Source organism: Synechococcus sp. R3-13 (assembly GCF_047462195.1).
Classification (GTDB): domain Bacteria; phylum Cyanobacteriota; class Cyanobacteriia; order Thermostichales; family Thermostichaceae; genus Thermostichus.
In genome coordinates, this window is sequence record NZ_JANSIO010000280.1 from 1 (window position 1) to 2,156 (window position 2,156).

The 2,156-nt window shown below is 60.9% G+C and carries 2 protein-coding genes; both read left to right on the forward strand.

Annotated features, from left to right (window positions below; translation table 11 throughout):
• Nucleotide 1 precedes the first annotated feature (1 nt).
• Entirely contained in the window at nucleotides 2–1,081 is a 1,080-nt protein-coding gene (ftsZ, locus tag NW856_RS08895; protein WP_414399873.1) for a cell division protein FtsZ, read from the forward strand.
• Between the two features lie 69 nt (nucleotides 1,082–1,150).
• Complete coding sequence (locus NW856_RS08900; protein ID WP_414399874.1) at nucleotides 1,151–2,128, forward strand: D-alanine--D-alanine ligase; 978 nt, start codon at nucleotides 1,151–1,153, stop codon at nucleotides 2,126–2,128.
• Nucleotides 2,129–2,156 lie beyond the last annotated feature (28 nt).

Consider the following 2,156-nt stretch of genomic DNA (forward strand, 5'->3'; position numbering starts at 1 on the left):
CGTGGGGGGTGGGGGTGGCAACGCGGTCAGTCGGATGGCGGCCAGCAACCTTGTGGGCGTCGAGTTTTGGAGCGTCAACACCGATGCGCAGGCCCTTGCCCAGTCCTCGGCAGTGAACCGCTTGCAAATTGGGCAGAAGCTGACTCGAGGCTTGGGTGCAGGTGGTAACCCGGCCATTGGCCAGAAAGCTGCAGAGGAATCCAGCGAAGAAATATCGGCAGCCATCAAAGGGGCAGATCTGGTCTTCATTGCCGCCGGCATGGGGGGAGGCACGGGCACGGGTGGAGCACCCGTCATCGCCCAAATTGCCAAAGCCAGTGGTGCCCTGACGGTGGGAGTGGTGACACGGCCTTTTTCCTTTGAGGGCAAACGCCGCAGCAAGCAGGCCGAGGAAGGGATCCAAGCGCTGCGGGAGGCAGTTGATACCCTGATTGTAATTCCCAATGACAAGTTGCTTTCGGTGATCTCCGAGCAAACCCCTGTCCAAGAGGCTTTTCGCGTTGCTGATGATGTGCTGCGGCAGGGGGTGCAGGGCATCTCGGATATCATTCTCATTCCCGGCATGATCAATGTGGATTTTGCCGATGTGCGCAGCGTGATGGCCGATGCCGGCTCTGCCTTGATGGGAATTGGCATGGGATCCGGCAAGTCCCGCGCCCGCGAAGCCGCCATTACCGCTGTATCTTCGCCGCTTTTGGAAACCTCCATCGAAGGGGCTAAAGGTGTCCTCTTCAACATTACCGGTGGGCCGGATTTGTCCTTGCATGAGGTCACGGTGGCTGCCGAGATCATCGCCGAGGCAGTGGATCCCGAGGCCAACATCATCTTCGGCACCGTCCAAGACGAGCGCATGCAGGGGGAAGTGCGCATCACGGTCATCGCCACCGGTTTCCAAGAGAAAGCCCGTCCAGCCGCCATCCCTGCTGCAACCAAAGTTTCTGCCTCCAACAAGTCGGGGGTTCCCAAGCCCACTCCCACGGGCTCTGGGCTGCCGCCTCGACAGCCTCCGGAGCCTGAGCCGCCGATGTCTGGAGGCTTAGATATTCCCGAGTTCTTGCGCCGCCGACGGCCCCCTTCGTAGGGTAGGGTGAAGGTATGCTGGTATCTTGGTGCCGGTTGTTGAGGGTGGGGAGTGCTTTGGGGTTAGGCCATGAACATTGTTGTCTTGGCGGGGGGTCGTTCGGCAGAACGTCAAGTTTCTTGGGTAACGGGTAAAGCCTGCAAGCGAGCTTTGGAGGATTTGGGCCACCGGGTGAAGGTGATCGACCCAGAGGAGGATCTGCCGCTGCGCCTCTGGCAGGAACGGCAAGCCGGCTGCGATTTCGTTTGGATTGCCCTGCATGGCCCCGGCGGCGAGGATGGGGTGGTACAGGGGATGCTGGACTGGCTGGGCCTGCCTTACCAAGGATCCGGGCCGCTGGCCAGTGCCCTGGCCATGGATAAGCTGGTCTCCAAGCAGATCTTTCGCGCCGCGGGGATCCCTACCCCCGATTGGCAGGTTTGGGACGACCAAAGCCCCCTCACTTGGGCTGACTGTGCGGCAGAGTTGGGATCCCCACTGGTGATTAAGCCCAGCAACAACGGCTCGACGGTGGGCATCAGCATTGTCCGGGATGAGAGGTCATTTGCTCAGGGGCTGGAGTTGGCCCGCTCAGTCTCGTCGCGGATTTTTCTGGAGCGCTATGTTCCCGGAAAGGAGATCACCCTCTCGATCTTGTCCGGCCAAGTTCTTCCGGCCATTGAGATCATCCCCGCCCAAGGCGACTTCTACGACTACGAAGCCAAGTACGCACCCGGTGGCTCGCGGCATTTGATCCCCTGTTCCCTCAGCCCGGCAGGGTTGGCCCGCTGTGAGGCGGCAGGTCTGAAGGCCTACCAGGCGTTGGGGTGCGAAGGCTTGGCGCGGGTGGATCTGCGGGTGGATCCCGAGGAAAATCCTTGGGTGTTGGAGGTGAATACACTGCCCGGCATGACCCCCACTTCCCTCTGTCCCGATGCGGCGGCAGCTCTGGGGTGGACGTTCACCGAGTTGGTGGAGCGAATGCTGCAGGATGCCTTGCAAAAAGCCCAATTGACCGGATCCCGGCATCCTCAAAGTTCATCGGCGACTCTCGGCAACGCTCCGTAAACTACCCGACCCTGACTGCTTCGCAGTA